11 protein-coding genes are annotated in these 16190 nt (G+C 63.9%); 5 read left to right on the top strand and 6 right to left on the bottom strand.

The features are described from left to right. Positions 1-11: 11 nt before the first annotated feature. Entirely contained in the window at positions 12-1628 is a 1617-nt protein-coding gene (ctaD, locus tag ACW7G1_RS14145) for a cytochrome c oxidase subunit I (protein ID WP_456980403.1), read from the bottom strand. A gap of 43 nt (positions 1629-1671) precedes the next feature. After that, positions 1672-2562, bottom strand: coding sequence for a cytochrome c oxidase subunit II (gene coxB, locus ACW7G1_RS14140; RefSeq protein ID WP_456980402.1), 891 nt, complete (start codon positions 2560-2562; stop codon positions 1672-1674). 334 nt (positions 2563-2896) lie between these two features. Between coxB and putA the strand changes: the two genes are divergently transcribed. After that, complete coding sequence (putA, locus tag ACW7G1_RS14135) at positions 2897-6124, top strand: bifunctional proline dehydrogenase/L-glutamate gamma-semialdehyde dehydrogenase PutA (protein WP_456980401.1); 3228 nt, start codon at positions 2897-2899, stop codon at positions 6122-6124. Positions 6125-6235: 111 nt separating this feature from the next. Here putA and ACW7G1_RS14130 read toward each other — a convergent pair whose 3' ends face one another. Next, positions 6236-7585 (bottom strand): OmpP1/FadL family transporter, encoded by a 1350-nt coding sequence (locus ACW7G1_RS14130; RefSeq protein ID WP_456980400.1) that lies wholly within the window; start codon positions 7583-7585, stop codon positions 6236-6238. A 225-nt stretch (positions 7586-7810) separates the two neighbouring features. On the opposite strand from ACW7G1_RS14130, the gene ACW7G1_RS14125 reads away from it, so the two are divergent. Then, positions 7811-8503 carry a rhomboid family intramembrane serine protease gene (locus tag ACW7G1_RS14125; protein WP_456980399.1) on the top strand — a complete coding sequence of 231 codons (693 nt, stop codon included), beginning with the start codon at positions 7811-7813 and terminating at the stop codon, positions 8501-8503. 53 nt (positions 8504-8556) lie between these two features. Here ACW7G1_RS14125 and ACW7G1_RS14120 read toward each other — a convergent pair whose 3' ends face one another. The 3 genes from ACW7G1_RS14120 to gpmI form a co-directional block, all read right to left on the bottom strand. Then, positions 8557-9990 carry a S41 family peptidase gene (locus ACW7G1_RS14120; RefSeq protein WP_456980398.1) on the bottom strand — a complete coding sequence of 478 codons (1434 nt, stop codon included), beginning with the start codon at positions 9988-9990 and terminating at the stop codon, positions 8557-8559. Positions 9991-10079: 89 nt separating this feature from the next. Continuing rightward, positions 10080-11324 (bottom strand): murein hydrolase activator EnvC family protein, encoded by a 1245-nt coding sequence (locus ACW7G1_RS14115; RefSeq protein ID WP_456980397.1) that lies wholly within the window; start codon positions 11322-11324, stop codon positions 10080-10082. Then, on the bottom strand, positions 11324-12877 hold the full coding sequence (gene gpmI, locus ACW7G1_RS14110; protein ID WP_456980396.1) for a 2,3-bisphosphoglycerate-independent phosphoglycerate mutase: 1554 nt from the start codon (positions 12875-12877) through the stop codon (positions 11324-11326). The genes ACW7G1_RS14115 and gpmI overlap by 1 nt, the downstream gene beginning before the upstream one ends. A 112-nt stretch (positions 12878-12989) precedes the next feature. On the opposite strand from gpmI, the gene ACW7G1_RS14105 reads away from it, so the two are divergent. The 3 genes from ACW7G1_RS14105 (at position 12990) to ACW7G1_RS14095 (ending at position 15985) form a co-directional block, all read left to right on the top strand. Continuing rightward, positions 12990-13679, top strand: coding sequence for a hypothetical protein (locus tag ACW7G1_RS14105; protein WP_456980395.1), 690 nt, complete (start codon positions 12990-12992; stop codon positions 13677-13679). Positions 13680-13798: 119 nt separating this feature from the next. Then, complete coding sequence (locus ACW7G1_RS14100; RefSeq protein WP_456980394.1) at positions 13799-15538, top strand: M28 family metallopeptidase; 1740 nt, start codon at positions 13799-13801, stop codon at positions 15536-15538. A gap of 48 nt (positions 15539-15586) precedes the next feature. Continuing rightward, positions 15587-15985, top strand: a complete 399-nt coding sequence (locus ACW7G1_RS14095; RefSeq protein ID WP_456980393.1) for an MAPEG family protein — start codon at positions 15587-15589, stop codon at positions 15983-15985. Positions 15986-16190: the final 205 nt, after the last annotated feature.

Genomic DNA, 16190 nt, shown 5'->3' with positions numbered 1-16190 from the left:
AATGCAACCGGTCAGTGGGTCACATCGCCGTGGGCAAGGTCACCGTCACGGATTACCGGCGGTACGGTGAAGGTGTGGTGCGGCGCGGGGCTGGGCACGGTCCACTCCAGGCCACGGGCACCCTCCCAGACGCGCGCGGTTGCCTTGGCACCGTACTTCTTCGAGTGTCCGAGGATGAAGATCATCATGAACGGGGTCAGGAACATCCCGAAGGCACCGATCGAGCTGATCAGGTTCCAGTCGGCGAACACCACGTTGTAGTCCGGGATGCGGCGCGGCATGCCGGCCAGGCCCAGGAAGTGCTGCGGGAAGAACAGCAGGTTGAGGAACACCATCGTCCACCAGAAGTGGAACTTGCCCCAAAACTCGTTGTACATCCGGCCCGTCCATTTGGGCCACCAGTAGTACACCGCCGAGATCAGCGCCACCACCGAGCCGGTCACCAGCACGTAATGGAAGTGGGCCACCACGAAGTAGGTGTCGTGGTACTGGAAGTCGGCCGGCACGATCGCGAGCATCAGCCCGGAGAAGCCGCCGATGGAGAACAGAATCACGAACGCTACCGCGAACAGCATCGGCGTTTCGAAGGTCATCGAGCCGCGCCACATGGTGGTGACCCAGTTGAAGATCTTCACCCCGGTCGGGATCGAGATCAGCATGGTGGCGTACATGAAGAACAGCTCGCCGCCCAACGGCATGCCGGCGGTGAACATGTGGTGCGCCCAGACAATGAACGACAGGAACGCAATCGCCGCCAGCGCATACACCATTGCCTGGTAGCCAAACAGCGGCTTGCGGCTGAAGGTCGGAATGACCTCCGAGACGATGCCGAACGCCGGCATGATCATGATGTAGACCTCGGGATGGCCGAAGAACCAGAAGATGTGCTGGTACATCACCGGGTCACCGCCGCCTGCGGCGTTGAAGAACGAGGTCGCGAAGAACTTGTCGGTCAACAGCATGGTGACCGCGCCGGCCAGCACTGGCATCACCGCAAGCAGCAGGAACGCGGTAATCAGCCACGACCAGGTGAAGATCGGCATCTTCAGCAGATCCATGCCCGGGGCGCGCATGTTGAGCACGGTGGCGATGACGTTGATCGCGCCCATGATCGAGCTGACGCCCATCATGTGGATGGCGAAGATCTGGAAGGCGACGTTGGAACCGCCCTGCAACGACAGCGGCGGGTACATCGTCCAGCCACCACCCATCGCGCCACCGGGCAGGAACAGGGTCATCAGCAACATCGCGAACGCGAACGGAAGGATCCAGAACGACCAGTTGTTCATGCGCGGCAGCGCCATGTCCGGCGCACCGATCTGCAACGGGATCATCCAGTTGGCCAGGCCGACGAACGCCGGCATCACCCCGCCGAAGATCATCACCAGCCCGTGCAACGCGGTCATCTGGTTGAAAAACTGCGGGTCGACGAACTGCAGCCCGGGTTGCGCCAGTTCACTGCGAATGACGATCGAGAACGCCGCACCGATAACGAACATGATGAAGCTGAACAGCAGGTACAGGGTCCCGATGTCCTTGTGGTTGGTGGACAGCAGCCAACGCTGGACGAACCCCTGCTGGGGACCGTGGTCGTCGTGGTGATCTGTGACGGGGTACGTGGCAGCCATGGCTTACCTCTGGATTCGTGTGATGTAAAAGCCGGCGGGCCGGTCAGCCGGCGACCGCGACAGCGGCCGGGGCATCGGTTTCGGGTTCGGGAGTTGCCTGGGGTGCTTCCGGGGTGTCGGTAGCGGTTGCAGCAGGTTCAGTCGGCGCCTCGCCGCCCTTCTGGGCGGCAAGCCACTGCTCGAACTCGGCTTTGGGCAGTGCCTTGACCACGATCGGCATGAAGCCGTGGTCCTTGCCGCACAACTCGGCGCATTGGCCGCGGTAGACACCCGGGGTGGAAATGTCGGCCCAGGCCTCATTGATGATGCCCGGCACCGCGTCCTGCTTCCAGCCCAATGCCGGCACCCACCACGAGTGAATCACGTCGTCAGCGGTAATCACGAACCGGATCTTGGTATCGACGGGCACCACCAGCGGGTTGTCGACATCCAGCAGGTAGTACGGATGATCGGTATCACGTGGATCCAGGCCACTTTGGCGGATGCGATCACTTTCGCGGTCCATCCGGCTGGTGAAACTGACGTCCTCGCCAAGGTACTCGTACTCCCACATCCACTGGTAGCCGGTGACCTTGACCGTCATCTCCGAGTCGCGCGTGTCGTACATGTCGACCAGCTTGAAGGTTGCCGGGGTCGCCATCAGGATCAGCAGGATCACCGGGATCACCGTCCACAGGGTCTCCAGCTTGGTATCGTGGGTGAATGATGTGTCCGCCACCGCGCCGCGCGATTTGCGGAACCGGAACATCGCCACGCCCATGGCGACGAACACCAACAGGCCGATCCCCGCGCAGATCCATAGCACCATCATATGGGCTTCATACGCGTTGTTGGACAGGTGGGTGACACCGCGGCCCATGTTGAGCTGCCAGCGGTGCGGGTCCGCACTCTGCGCAAACGCCCACGTCGGCGCGGCCATGGCGGCAAGCCCCATGACGCATTGTTGGATCCGACCGGATTTCATCAATTTGAGCCCCAAATTCCGCTTGTTGATCATGATTGTCTTGGTCCTGCTCCGCGAGCTGTCCTGTCTGCACCCGGCCCCGAAGCGCCGAAACGACCCGCGACGGAATGAGTTGGTGGGCCCACCGGAGCCCATCCCGCCAGTGACGGCGTTACCGACAGCCTTCAAAGGGTATCCGCCAGGACGATTTGCAGCAAGCGAATCACGCCCATGGTGACTTCATCCATGACTTAAGTTATCCAGCGCGTGCGCGCGATTGATCCTAGACTATCGGCCCCTTCCCCCACCGCCGATAGCGGACCCGATGACCAACAAAATCACCCCCCTTGACGCTCCGCAGCCGCTGCGCATGTTGATCAGTCCTGAATTGCCGGCCATTCCGGGCAGCGCGCGTGCAGCGATCACCGCCGGTTGGCGGCGTGACGAGACTGACCACGTGAATGCGCTGGCGGAGCAGGCCCGTCTGCCGGATGCCGCCCGCGCCACAACCCAGACGCTGGCCACCGACCTGGTGCAGCGGGTACGCGCCCGGGCCCATGAGCAAGGCGCGGTCGAGGCTTTCATGCGCCAGTACGACCTGGGCAGCGAGGAGGGGGTGTTGCTGATGTGTGTCGCCGAGGCACTGTTGCGGATTCCCGACCAGGGCACTGCCGACAAGCTGATCCGCGACAAGCTGGGTGAGGCCGACTGGAAGCGCCACATGGGCCAGTCCCATTCGATGCTGGTCAACGCCTCGACCTGGGGCCTGATGCTGACCGGCAAGCTGGTCGAGCTGGCCGATGACACCAAACGCGATGCCCATAATGCTTTCAAGCGCCTGGTCGGACGCATTGGCGAGCCGGTGATCCGGCTGGCCGTGCGCCAGGCGATGGAAATCATGGGCCACCAGTTCGTCATGGGCCGGACCATGGCCGAGGCCCTGGCCCGCTCCCGCAAGGGCGTCAACAGCAGCTATCGCTATAGCTATGACATGCTCGGCGAAGCCGCGTTGACCGACGTTGATGCACTGCGCTATCTCGACGCCTACCGCCAGGGCATCCAGACGATCGGCAGCAGCGCCGATTACCGCAACGACGACATCTTCGCGACCCCCAGCATCTCGGTAAAACTCTCCGCACTGCATCCGCGCTACGAGCACCCCAAGCGTGCCCGGGTGCTGGCCGAGTTGACCCCGCGAGTACTGGAGCTGGCCCAGCTTGCCAAACATCACGGCGTCGGTTTGACGGTGGATGCGGAGGAAGCCGATCGACTGGAGCTTTCACTGGACGTGTTCGCCGGCGTCTACCGCGATCCGTCCCTGGACGGTTGGGACGGCTGCGGGTTGGCGATCCAGGCGTATCAGAAGCGTGCACCGGAGGCGATCGAATTCATCGTTGATCTCGCCCGCCAGGTGGGTCGCCGGATCCCGGTACGGCTGGTCAAGGGCGCGTATTGGGACACCGAGATCAAGCGCGCCCAGGTCGATGGCTACCCCGGATTCCCGGTATTCACCCGCAAGCCCAACACCGACGTGTCGTACCTGGCTTGCGCGCGCCAGATGCTGCAGGCCACCGACGCGATCTATCCGATGTTCGCCACCCACAACGCGCAGACCATTGCCGCGGTCCACACCATGGCGGGCCTGGACGGGCGCCGGGTCGATTTCGAGTTCCAGAAGCTCCATGGCATGGGCGATGACCTGTATGCCCAGGTGATCCCGGCGGATCGCCTGGATGTCCCGTGCCGCGTGTACGCGCCGGTCGGCAGCCACGAAGACCTGCTGCCCTACCTGGTACGGCGTTTGCTGGAAAATGGCGCGAACTCAAGCTTCGTCAACAGCATCACCGACGAGAGCGTCCCCATCGACAAACTCGTCCGCGACCCGCTGGACACCGTGGCCGGGTTTGACACCATTTCGCACCCCAACATTCCGCTGCCGGTCGACCTCTTCCGGAGTCACGCAGCCTCGATGAAATATTGCAACAGGAGCAACTCCATGGGTGTCAACCTTGCCAACGACGACCAGTTGCGGACGCTGGCCGAACAGGTCAACGCTGCGGTGCGCAATGACTGGTACGCCGAACCGTTGGTACCCGGCGCGGCGCTGACCGGCGAGCGCGTGCCGGTGACCAATCCGGCCGACCTGCGCGAGGTCGTCGGCCAGTGGCTGCCGGCCGATGCCGCCGTGGTCGAGCAGGCACTGCAGAATGCCGTTGCCGCGCACCCCAGGTGGGACGCAACCCCCGCGGCCGACCGCGCCACGATCCTGGAGCGTGCCGCCGACCTGCTTGAGTCGCGCATGGCCCAGTTCATCGCGATGTGCACCAAGGATGCCGGCAAGACCATTGCCGATGGCGTCGGCGAGGTCCGCGAGGCCGTCGACTTTCTGCGCTACTACGCCGCGCAGGCACGCACGATGTTCACCCCCGAGCCGCTGCCCGGCCCCACCGGGGAGACCAACGTGCTGCATCACGGTGGCCGCGGTGTATTCGTCTGCATCAGCCCGTGGAACTTCCCGCTGGCGATCTACATCGGCCAGGTCGCCGCTGCCCTGGCCACCGGCAACAGCGTGCTGGCCAAGCCGGCCGAGCAGACCAACCTGGTTGGCTACTACGCGACCAGGCTGATGCACGAAGCCGGCGTGCCCGAAGACGTGCTGCAGTTCCTTCCCGGCGACGGCATCACCGTCGGCGCCGCGCTGACCAGTGATCCGCGCGTGGCCGGGGTTGCTTTCACCGGCTCCAATGAGACCGCCGCGGCGATCAACCGCTCCCTGGCGGCGCGCGAAGGCGCGCTCGGCGTGCTGATCGCCGAGACCGGCGGCCAGAACGCGTTGATCGCCGACTCCTCCGCGCTGCCCGAGCAACTGGTCAAGGACGCGCTGTCGTCGGCCTTTACCTCCGCCGGACAACGCTGCTCCGCCGCGCGCGTGCTGTTCGTCCAGGACGATATCGCCGATACGGTGGTCACCATGCTGGCCGGTGCCATGGCCGAGTTGAAGGTGGGCGATCCCGGTCTGCTGTCGACCGACGTGGGCCCGGTAATCGACAAGGACGCGTTGAAGATGCTGGAAGACCATGCCGAGCGCATGGACCGCGAGGCGACGCCGATCGCAACCGGCGACATGGGGCCTGACACCGCTCACGGCACCTTCTTCGCCCCGCGCGCCTATGCGTTGGACTCACTGGACCAGCTGAAGCAGGAGATCTTCGGCCCGGTGCTGCACGTGATCCGCTGGAAGGCGGACCAGCTCGATGCAGTCATCGCCGCCATCAACGCGACGGGCTACGGGCTGACCCTGGGCATTCACTCGCGTATCGATGCCACGGTGGAGAGGATTTCCAGCCGTATCAAGGTCGGCAACTGCTACGTCAACCGCAACCAGATCGGTGCGGTGGTCGGGGTACAGCCGTTCGGCGGCCATGGCCTGTCCGGCACCGGCCCCAAGGCCGGCGGTCCACAATACCTGCCGCGCTTTACCACCGAGAAGACGATCACCATCAATACCACCGCGTCCGGCGGCAATGCGTCACTGTTGACCCTGGGCGAATAAGCCTGGCGAAGCAGGGCGGCCTGGCACCCAGGCAACGTCGGCAGGAGTGACGTCCGCAGCAACAAAAAACCCCGCCGAAGCGGGGTTTTTTGTTGGTTCAATACCGCTTGATCAGAAGCGGTACTGGGCGGAGATGCCGTACAGGTTGGCACCGCCGTCAAACTCGCCAAACAGGCGCTGGCCACCCTCCGCCGGCGGAGTGATCAGGCCGATCTGCGGAGTGTCGGGCTCGATCCGCGCGTAAGCGAAGTTGATGTCAAACGCATCGCTGATCTGCCAGGTCGCACCCAGCGTGTACCACTTGCGATCTTCGTCCGGCAAACGCGGGGTACGGGTCGCATAGGTGGTTGGGGTCTCGTCGATTGCATAACCAGCGCGCAGCGTCCAGGCCGGATTCAACTTGAACTCGCCGCCAAGCGACATGAAACGGGTGGTGTCCCAATCGAACGCTTCAACCGAATCCGGATCCGGGCCGTCAAAGTCGACACGGACTTCGTGCAACGACTCCCAACCGGTTTCCGCGTAGGTCACCATCGCCTTGGCGCGATCGGTGAAGTCATAGGCCACCGATACCGTGGTGGTTCCCGGAGTGGTCAACTTGGCGCTTACACCACCGTCCTGGAACAGCGCCGCGCGACCTACCGCGTCGAACGTGGCACGGGCGTTGGCAGGCAGCGTCCAGTCCACGTCGCCACGCAGCTCATAGTCGATCTCGGAGCGGTGTGACAGGCCGATGGAGAGCTTGTCGGTCGGACGAAGATTGAAGCCCAGCACCCAGCCCATGCCGGTGTCATCACCTTGCACGTCGGCAAAGCCGTCGGCTGCCTGCGGACGCGCGAACGGCAACGGCACGCCGGCGCCATACAGGATGGTGCCAAAATCCACTGACTTGGACAGGGTCACGTCCGCGCTGGAATAGATCAGGCCGGCACCGACCGACAAGCGATCGGGAATCAGGTCGATCGCGGCGGAGACCGTCAGGTCGACGATCTGCACATCCGAAGTGTGGGCGTAGTAACGGCCTACCCAGTTGTCGTCGTATTCGGTCTTCAGGCCAAACGGTGCACTGACCATCGCGCCCAGTGCCAGGCCGTTGTCGAACTTGTGGACCAGCGACAGCGCCGGGATCGGCGTCACGCCGCCGGCATTGCCGCCGTTGCCACCGCTCAATGGCTGGCCCGCCACGTCATAACCACTACCCTTGAACTCGTAGCTGAGGTCGATGACGCTGACATCCGCCTGCACCGTGGTGCCTTCAAAGCTCGTCATCAGCGCCGGGTTGTTGACCACCACCGAAGTGTCACCCGCATTCGCCGCGGTGCCCGAATAGGCGGCGCCCATGGCCTTGACGCTGTTTTCCTTGAGCTGGAAGCCCGACGCGTTGGCCTGGCCCAGCGCAAACACGCCAGCGATGCCCAGAGCCAGCGCCGACAGGCGTGTAATGCGGTGTACGTGGTGCATACGTGTAATCTCCAGTGACGTTATTTTGTCGGCGCGTCTGGAGCGCCGGTTTCGCCGGTCGCCGACGGATGCCGGGGCGCCGCCATACGGCACCGTCTGCACTATAGCGCGCCGATTAACCCCATGCTAACAAATGAGCATTGATTTCCCACAACGCCACTCGAACATGAGGCCGGGCTTGCCTGACCAGCCTGACCGCCCTGCAATGCACGCATCGGGTCACTGATGTTCGTTGCGATCCCATCACGCCAGAAGGCACCGTTGCGCTGGGCCACGCCGCTGCTGTTTGCCGCGCTATGGGGCAGTTTTACCTGGCTGACCTTGTTACCGGCGCTGGAACAGCGCCGCCTGCTGATGGAATGGGGAGCACTGTCGGGCGGCCTGACCACCTCGATCGCCTGGGCGCAATCGCTGCCCGATGGCAGTCTGGTGCGGTTGATCAGCGCGTTGTTCCTGCATGCCGACTGGGTCCACCTGCTGGGAAACCTGGTGTTCCTGCTGATCTTCGGGCTTCCCGCCGAGCGCGCCATGGGCCCATGGCGGTTCATGCTGTTGTTCCTGCTCGGCGGTGCCGTCGCCAATCTCGCGGCGGTGCTGTCGATTGCCACCCCTGACCGGCTGATCATCGGGGCCAGTGGCGCGGTGTCGGCACTGATCGGCGCCTACCTGGCCTTGTTCCCCGGTGCCAGGCTAGGCCTGGTCGTGCCGCTGGGCGTTTTCCTGCAGTTTGTGAAGGTGCCCGCCGCGCTGTTGATCGGGATCTGGGCGTTGTTGCAGGTGGTATTCACCTTTATTGGTCCCGCATTCGGCGCGGTGGCCTGGTCCGCGCATCTGGCAGGTTTCGCCTTCGGCGGGGCGTTTGCGCTGCTGGCGCGCGCCGGCATTGCCCGCCGGTTACGCCGCCGAAGCGGCTTCTGATGCAAAAGCGCGTGGGCGCTCAATAGCGCGTGGGGCTCAAGATAGCGCGCCGCTCAAGGTCCGCTGACCGGCGCCGCCCCAGGCGGCGTCGCTGCCAGCCGCTTCAACTCCACCAACGCGGCGGAAATCGGGGCCTCGCCATCGAGCACTTCACCGGCATTGACGCCTGGCTGATCGCTCTCGCCCTCCAGATGCCCGGGCAGACTGGCTTCGGTGTAGCTGGTCGCACGCGCATCATCGTCCTGCTTGTCAGCATGCAGGACGACATCGGGAACGATACCCAGCGCCTGTATCGATTTGCCACTGGGCGTGTAGTAACGCGCCGTGGTGAGCTTGACCGAGTCGCCGTTGTCCAGCGGCAGCAGCGTCTGCACCGAACCCTTACCGAAGGTCCGGCTGCCGACCACCCGCGCCCGATGATTATCCGCCAGCGCACCGGCCAGCACTTCGGATGCGCTGGCCGAGCCGGCATCCACCAGGATCACCACCGGGGCGCCTTGCATGAGGTCGCCGGGCGTGGCGCTGAACACCGCGTCGCTGATCGGGATCCGCCCTCGCGTGCTGACGATCTCGCCGTCATCCAGCAACGCGTCGGCAATCTGCACCGCGGCGGTCAGCAAGCCACCCGGATTGCTGCGCAAGTCCAGCACCAGCCCTTTCAGTTGGCCACCTGACTGATGGTTGAGCTGCTCAAGCTGACTCTCGAAATCCCCAGCAGTATCGGCCTGGAATGCGCTCACGCGGATGTAGCCATAGCCGGGCTCAAGCATCCGGCTGCGGACGCTGGCGATTACGATGGTCTGGCGCTCAACGCTGATTTTCAGCGGCTCGTCCTCGCCATCGCGCACCACCGTCAACTCGACCTTGGTACCCGGCTTGCCGCGCAACGAGCTGGCTTCCGCATCCGCGCCGGCTCTGAGCGGCACGCCATCCACGGCGACAATCAGGTCCCCGGCCTTGACCCCTGCCCGCGCCGCCGGCGTGTCGTCGATGGGGGCGATGACCCGCAAGGTGCCATCGGGCTGTGGGAATATTTCCACCCCGATGCCATCGTAGTTGCCACGCGATTGCTCATCGAAATTATCCGCCGCATCGCCTTTCAGATAGGCGCTGTGCGGGTCCAGATCGAGCAGCAGGCCCTGGATCGCGGACTGCATCAGGTCATGGTCATCGACCGGCTCTACATAGGCGGCCTTGACGGCCTTGTACACCGCGACATAGCGGCGAATCTCGTCCAGCGGAATCTTCGAATCAGCGGCAGCATCATCGACGGTTCGCGTGTCTTCCGCGGTGGCCGGCGCTGCCGGTGTTTCCTCGTCGACGGGGTCGAGAGGCAGCTCCACCGGTGGCTGCTCCACGGGCGACTGGGCTGCGGGCGTTGGTTCCGCGGGGGTAGTCTGGTCCTGCGCGATAGCCGCCGCGGACGGTAGCGCCAATGCAACGGCAAGGGCGGCAGCAAGGACACTCGGGAGGTAACGCAAATGCATTGGGCGAACTCCAGGAACGGTGGCTCCGGTGGCAACAATAAGCCCCATCGCCGGAATTTCGGGTAAAGCGATGCCGCCGGCAGACCGGCTCAGCGCTTCAGCCAGGTAGATGGATTGACCGGATCCCCGTTACGGCGCAATTCGAAATACAGCGCCGGCCTGCCGTGCCCACCCGAGGTGCCGACGGTCGCGACCGGATCGCCACGACTGACGGTGTCGCCGGCATCGTGGAGTACGGCGTCATTGTGTGCGTACAGGCTCATGTAGCCATTGCCGTGGTCGATAATCAGGATCAGGCCGAAGCCGCTCATCCATTCGGCGTACACCACGGTGCCGGCGGCCACTGCACGTACCGCGGTGCCCGCACTGGCACCAATCAACAAGCCTTGGCTTTCACGGCCGTCAGGCAACTTGGCTCCATAACCGGCAATCAAATTGCCAGCCAGAGGCCAGCCAACGCCGCCCACCTGGGGGCCTCCGGCGACGGGGGTTGGAGCTGGAGTGCGTGGCGCGGGCTGACCGGTGCGCTTCGCCGCTTCGCGCGCTTCGCGTTCGGCCTTGGCCACTGCGGCGCGCCGGGCCGCCTCGGCACGTTCGGCGGCGGCCCGCAGCTTCTTCAGTACCTGCTCCAGCCCTTCGGCATCACGGCCCAGTGCTTTCTCGCGACTGCGCTTGTCCTGGAAACGCTGGTCAAGCTCGGCCACCAGTGTCTTGCGCGCGCCGCGGTCCTTTTCCAGTTGTGCCAGTTGGCTGCGTTGGCGTTGCCTGGTCGTATCCAACTCGGTACGGCGGGCGACGATCTCCCGCTCCAGTGCATCCACCTGCGCCAACTCACCCGACAGCGACTGGATCCGGGCAGCGCGGTCGCTCTGCAGGTAACGGTGGTAGGTCAACAGCCGGTTGGCATCGGCCACCCGGTCCTGAGCCAGCAGCAGTTTCAACGGTGCTGCATCCCCTTGCGCATAGGCCGCACGTATCAAACGGGCGAGTTCCTCGCGCCGGGTGTCCAGGTTCTCGTTCAGGGCATCCCGCCGGGCCTGTACCTCGTCCAGCTTTGCCTGGCTCGCAACCAGGTCGCGCTCGGTCTGGCGCAACTGGCGGCTGGACGCAGAGACCTGCTCGTCGGCCTGGCGCAGCTCACGGGTCGCCGCGCCGCGCTTGGATTCGATCTGGCGGCGCTCGCTCGCGACCGATTTGAGCTCCTTCTTGATCGTCTGCAGCTTGCGCTCGGTATCACTGCTGCTTTGGGCGAACGTCGACCCAGCCAGCAGGCATGCGACGGCAACGGCGACCCAGACGCTCGCGCGCATGCCTGGCATCAGCTTGCGTGGCATCAGCCGGACTGCCCGTCCAGCAGCAGGCTGCGGCCCGTCATCTCCGCCGGCCTGGGCAATCCCAGCAGGTCCAGCAGGGTCGGGGCGACATCGCGCAGTGAGCCGCCGTCGCGCAACGAAGCCGGTCGCGGGCCGGCGTAGACCAGTGGCACCGGTCCCACCGTATGTGCGGTGTGCGGTTGCCCGGTCACCGGATCACGCATCATCTCCACGTTGCCATGGTCGGCGGTGACCACGATCGCGCCACCGACCTGCCGTACCGCGGCCAGGATCGCAGCAATCGCAACGTCCACCGCTTCGACGGCTTTCACCGCCGCGACCAGATCACCGCTATGTCCGACCATGTCCGGATTGGCGATGTTGCAGATCGCGACATCGATATCGCCGGAGCGCAGCGCGGCAGTGAGGCCCTGGGTAACCTGGGGGCAACTCATCTCTGGCTGCAGGTCATACGTCGCGACTTTCGGGCTGGGCACCAGGATCCGCGTCTCGCCGGCGTAGGCGTCTTCGCGGCCACCACTGAAAAAGAACGTCACGTGGGCGTATTTTTCCGTCTCGGCGATCCGCAGCTGTCGCAAGCCACTGTCGGACAGAATCTCGCCCAGGGTATGGCGCAGGTCATCAGGGGGAAACGCCACCTCGGCGGGCAACCTGGCGTCGTACTCGGTCAGGCACACGAAATCCGACAACGCGGGACGGCGCGTATCGAAGCCGGTGAATGCCGGAGAGACGAACGCGGCCGCCAGCTGACGGGCACGGTCGGCACGGAAATTCATGAACACCACGGCATCGCCATCGACCATTGGCAGCGACTCGCCAATCACGGTCGGGCGGACAAATTCATCGTCCTCACCACGGCCGTAAGCCGCGTCCAACGCGGCCACTCCATCGCCTGCGCGTTGTTCGGCCCGCCCTTCGACCATCGCGTCCCATGCCTGGTGCAAACGGTCCCAACGCTGGTCCCGATCCATCGCGTAGTAGCGGCCCGTGACACTGGCGATACGAGCGTTGCCTGCCGACGCGCACGCACGGTGCAATGCTTCCAGGCTCGGTCGGGCCGAACGCGGCGGCATGTCGCGCCCATCCAGGAACGCGTGCACGGCCACTTTTTCCACCCCTTCGCGTCGCGCCAGCTCAAGCATCGCGAAGATGTGCCGTTCGTGGCTATGCACGCCACCCGGCGACAGCAGCCCGAGCAGGTGCAAGGTGGAGTGGTTACGCTTTGCCGCGGCGCAGGCGGCGCGCAGTTGTGGGTTGCCGAAGAAGCTTTCGTCCTCGATCGCCGCATCGATCCGGGTCAGGCTCTGGTACACGATGCGGCCGGCGCCCAGGTTCATGTGGCCCACCTCGGAATTGCCCATCTGCCCGTCCGGCAAACCCACGTGGCGACCCTCGGTATGGATCAACGTATGCGGACAGCTCGCGAGCAGCGCTTTCCAGTTGGGCAGGTTTGCTTGCGCGATCGCATTATCGGCGGGCTCCTCACGATGGCCCCACCCATCCAGGATCAGCAACACGACGGGCCGGACGGCTGGCGCTTGGAGGATCGGCATGACGTTTATCTCGCTGACTCAGATGGGGTGGATTGTAGCGAAACGCCGTGCCAAGCTTTGTGCCGCAAGTGAACCGATGCCCTACCCCCCCTCATATACCGGGACTCAAGCCATGACCCGCAATCCAATCGCCCTCGCGCTGTCGATGACAATCTCGCTGGTCCTGCTCGCCCCGGCCGCGGCATTCGCCGACCAAGGCGACATGAGCAAGGTCAATGGCACGCTGCAGGTTCAACAAGGTGCGCGCGCCGGCGACCTGGACACGGTCAACGGGCAGATCAGCATCGGCGCCAAGGCAAGCACCGGCGAGGCGGAGACGGTCAACGGCAGCATCGATGTGGGTGATGGTGCCCAGGTCGAAGGTCTGTCGACGGTCAATGGCGATATCCGCACCGGCACGAACGTGCAAATTGGCGACTCGGTGAACACGGTCAACGGTGAGGTTTTCCTGGGCCGGGGCAGCAGCGTCCAGGGGGACATCGGCACCGTCAACGGCGCAGTGGGTCTGGTCGATGCCGATGTTTCCGGCGACATCGATATGGTCAGCGGCGACCTGACCGTCGGCGCGGGCTCCCACGTACAAGGTGGGATCCATTACCAGAAGCCAAGCGTTGGCTGGTTCAGCTTCCGCAGCAATCGCAAACCAAGGATAGTGGTTGGCCCGAACGCCCAGGTTGACGGTCCGCTGGTGTTTGAACGTGAAGTGACGTTGCTGGTCCACGACAGCGCCCGCATCGGACCGGTCACCGGCGCCACCGCGACAAGCTACTCGGGAACCAGTGCACCACCGCGCGAGGATTAGTCCCGGATCTGGATACCGCGCAACGGCGCTGCGAGGTTGATACCCATTGGGGCAGGCGGGTAGGACACGTTTCTGGTACACGCGCTAGTATCGATGATACTGCCGCTTCTGGATGCCCCATGTCCCGCATTCCCCTGTTACCCGCCACTTCGCTGGTAGCCGCCGCCCTCGTGTTGGCCGCCTGCAATCCGTCCAATGATCCGGTAGATTCGCCGTCGCAGCCGGCAGCCACCGCTGCCAGCGACGCGAGCACATACACGTCCGACCCCAGTATCAATGCGGCCGATTTTGCCGAACGGGTCCGCATCCTGGCCTCCGATGAATTCGCCGGTCGAGCGCCCGGCAGCCCCGGTGGCGAGAAGACCGTCAACTACCTCGAGACCGAATTCCAACGACTCGGGCTGCAGCCGGGCAACGGCGACAGCTACTTCCAGACTGTCCCGATGGTGGAGACCACCGCCGACGAGTCAACCGTGATCCATCTGGATATCAACGGTGAATCGCGTGACCTTCAGTTCGGCAGCGACATGGTTATCGGGACCCGTAACGGCCAGACCGAGGTCGACATCAAGGACAGCAAGCTGGTGTTCGTCGGTTACGGTGTGAATGCGCCCGAGCTGGGTTGGAATGATTACGCCGGAGTCGACGTCAAGGGCAAAACGGTGGTGATGTTCGTGAACGACCCGGGCTTCCATGCCAATGATCCGGAATTGTTCGAAGGCAAGCGGATGACCTATTACGGTCGCTGGACCTACAAGTATGAAGAAGCGGCGCGGCAGGGTGCTGCGGCCGCCTTGATCATTCATGATACCCGCGGCGCGTCGTATGGCTGGGACGTGGTCAAGAACTCCTGGTCGGGTGCCCAGTTCGATCTTGCTCCTGCGGACGATCCCGAGCCGCGCTTGCCGGCACAAGGCTGGATTACCGGCGAAGTCGCCCGCGAAATGCTGGGCGAGCTGGGCCATGGCCTGGACGATCTGTACCGTGCGGCGAACAAGACTGGCTTCAAGGCGATCCCGCTGGATGCCTCTCTATCGCTTGACCTGGACAGCACCATCCGCGAAAAATCGTCACGCAATGTGATCGCGCTGTTGCCCGGTGCGACCCGTCCCGACGAAGCGGTGGTTTATATGGCGCATTGGGATCATCTGGGTGACCACGGCGGCGAAGGCCACGACGACAGCGACGCCGATAAAGACACGATCTACAACGGTGCGGTCGACAACGCCAGCGGCGTAGCCGGCATCCTGGGCATCGCGGAGAAGTTCGCCGCCCAGGATCCCGCACCGGATCGCTCGCTGTTGTTCCTCGCGGTGACATTGGAGGAGTCCGGGTTGCTCGGCTCCAAGTATTACGTCGCTCATCCGAGTATTCCGCTGGACAAGACGGTTGCGGTCATCAACCTGGATGCGATGCCGATCTCCGGCCCTTCGCGCGACATGACCGTCGTCGGCTTCGGCAGCTCCGAGCTGGAGGATGTACTTGCCAACGTCACCGACAAACAGGGCCGCGTACTGCATGCCGAGGCCACTCCAGAGGACGGTTTCTACTTCCGTTCCGACCATTTCAACTTCGCCAAGGCCGGGGTTCCTGCGCTGTACGCCAAGGGCGGTACAGACCTGATCGACGGCGGCGTGGAAGCCGGGCAAAAGAGCGAGCTGGATTACCGTGATCGGCGTTACCACCAGCCGGCCGATGAATACGACCCCTACTGGAACCTCGACGGCGTGGTACAGGACTTGAAAGCCCTATATGGCGTCGGCGAGCAGCTGGCCAATAGTAACCAGTGGCCTGAGTGGTACCAGGGCAACGCATTCCGTAGCGCCCGCGAAAACATGATGGCGCCAACGACCAACTAGCCATTGCCCTTTGAAAGAATCTCCAGGATCCCCAAAAGGAGCGCATAGATGACTCTGGCAACTGCATATTGGTGCGTGCTGGTGGCGGCCCTGCTGCCGTATGTTTGGACCATTGTCGCCAAAGGCAGCGGCGATAGATTCGATAACCGGGATCCGCGGGGCTGGCTGGCCAGGCAAGACAACCCACGATCGATCCGCGCCAACGCCGCCCAGCTCAACGCATTTGAGGCCTTCCCGCCGTTCGCGATCGCTGTAGTGCTGGCCCAGCTTGCGGCGGTGTCCCACGAACACATCGCATTGCTCACGATCGCTTTCATCATCGCACGCATCCTGCACGGTGTATTTTATATAGCCAACCTGGACAAGCTGCGCAGTCTGGTCTGGGCTGTCGGACTTCTTTGCGTAGTTACCTTGCTGGCACTAGCGGCGTTAGCCGTTAACACCTGAGGTTTTGTGTTTACGGTTCGACGTCCATGGATCCCCGCCTTCGCGGGGATGGTGCAGGAAATCCGTGGGGATGGCGCAGGAATGGATTCTCGCCCAAAGAAGAAGGCCGGCCCCTTGTGGGGACCGGCCTTCGGTGTAAATGCTCAGCAATGACCTACTCTTGCATGGCTTAGGCCACACTACCATCGGCGCGTGTGCGTTTCAC

The sequence above is a fragment of the Lysobacter sp. A378 genome (assembly GCF_054052125.1).
Note: the sequence above shows the minus strand (reverse complement) of the source record. Positions and strands in the feature narration are given on the sequence as shown.

What these genes read in the sequence shown, in the direction of transcription:
- ctaD (WP_456980403.1), bottom strand. Translation starts at nt 1,628, where the DNA reads ATGGCTGCCACGTACCCCGTCACAGATCACCACGACGACCACGGTCCC.
- coxB (WP_456980402.1), bottom strand. Translation starts at nt 2,562, where the DNA reads ATGGGGCTTGCCGCCATGGCCGCGCCGACGTGGGCGTTTGCGCAGAGT.
- putA (WP_456980401.1), top strand. Translation starts at nt 2,897, where the DNA reads ATGACCAACAAAATCACCCCCCTTGACGCTCCGCAGCCGCTGCGCATG.
- ACW7G1_RS14130 (WP_456980400.1), bottom strand. Translation starts at nt 7,585, where the DNA reads ATGCACCACGTACACCGCATTACACGCCTGTCGGCGCTGGCTCTGGGC.
- ACW7G1_RS14125 (WP_456980399.1), top strand. Translation starts at nt 7,811, where the DNA reads ATGTTCGTTGCGATCCCATCACGCCAGAAGGCACCGTTGCGCTGGGCC.
- ACW7G1_RS14120 (WP_456980398.1), bottom strand. Translation starts at nt 9,990, where the DNA reads ATGCATTTGCGTTACCTCCCGAGTGTCCTTGCTGCCGCCCTTGCCGTT.
- ACW7G1_RS14115 (WP_456980397.1), bottom strand. Translation starts at nt 11,324, where the DNA reads ATGCCACGCAAGCTGATGCCAGGCATGCGCGCGAGCGTCTGGGTCGCC.
- gpmI (WP_456980396.1), bottom strand. Translation starts at nt 12,877, where the DNA reads ATGCCGATCCTCCAAGCGCCAGCCGTCCGGCCCGTCGTGTTGCTGATC.
- ACW7G1_RS14105 (WP_456980395.1), top strand. Translation starts at nt 12,990, where the DNA reads ATGACCCGCAATCCAATCGCCCTCGCGCTGTCGATGACAATCTCGCTG.
- ACW7G1_RS14100 (WP_456980394.1), top strand. Translation starts at nt 13,799, where the DNA reads ATGTCCCGCATTCCCCTGTTACCCGCCACTTCGCTGGTAGCCGCCGCC.
- ACW7G1_RS14095 (WP_456980393.1), top strand. Translation starts at nt 15,587, where the DNA reads ATGACTCTGGCAACTGCATATTGGTGCGTGCTGGTGGCGGCCCTGCTG.